This is a genomic window from Pseudomonas sp. FW507-12TSA (assembly GCF_058781435.1).
In genome coordinates this window covers 1-759 of sequence record NZ_JBYSWT010000067.1, presented here as the reverse complement: position 1 = coordinate 759, position 759 = coordinate 1, and the positions used below count along the sequence as shown (strand labels likewise).

Here is a 759-nt window from a genome sequence, read left to right as displayed (position 1 = left end):
CATGCAAGACGTCGTAATCGTTGCCGCTACCCGCACCGCCGTGGGCACTTTCCAGGGCTCGCTGGCGGCCATTCCCGCCGTCGACCTCGGCGCCGCGGTGATCCGCCAACTGCTGGCCCAGACCGGCATCGACCCGGCCCAGGTCGACGAAGTCATCATGGGCCAGGTGCTCACCGCCGGCGCCGGGCAGAACCCCGCACGCCAGGCCGCGATCAAGGCCGGCCTGCCCCATGCCGTGCCCGCCATGACCCTGAACAAGGTCTGCGGCTCCGGCCTCAAAGCCCTGCACCTGGCCGCCCAGGCCATCCGCTGCGGCGACGCCGAGGTGATCATCGCCGGCGGCCAGGAGAACATGAGCCTGGCCAACTACGTCCTGCCCGGCGCCCGCACCGGCCTGCGCATGGGCCACAGCCAGATGATCGACTCCATGATCAGCGATGGCCTGTGGGATGCCTTCAACGACTATCACATGGGCATCACCGCCGAGAACCTGGTGGAAAAATACGGCATCACTCGTGAAGCCCAGGACGCCTTCGCCGCCGACTCCCAGCGCAAGGCCGCCGCGGCCATCGAGGCCGGGCGCTTCGTCGACGAGATCACCCCGATCCAGATTCCCCAGCGCAAGGGCGAGCCCGTCACCTTCGCCACCGACGAACAACCCCGCCCCGGCACCACCGCCGAGGCCCTGGCCAAGCTCAAGCCGGCGTTCAAGAAAGACGGCAGCGTCACCGCCGGCAACGCCTCGGCGCTGAACGACGG

At 69.0% G+C, this 759-nt stretch carries 1 protein-coding gene; it reads left to right on the top strand.

All coding sequences use genetic code 11. The features are described 5' to 3' along the window. Position 1 precedes the first annotated feature (1 nt). Positions 2–759: acetyl-CoA C-acyltransferase (locus AC3WK8_RS31940; protein ID WP_492574101.1), on the top strand; the 758-nt coding region annotated here is incomplete at its 3' end.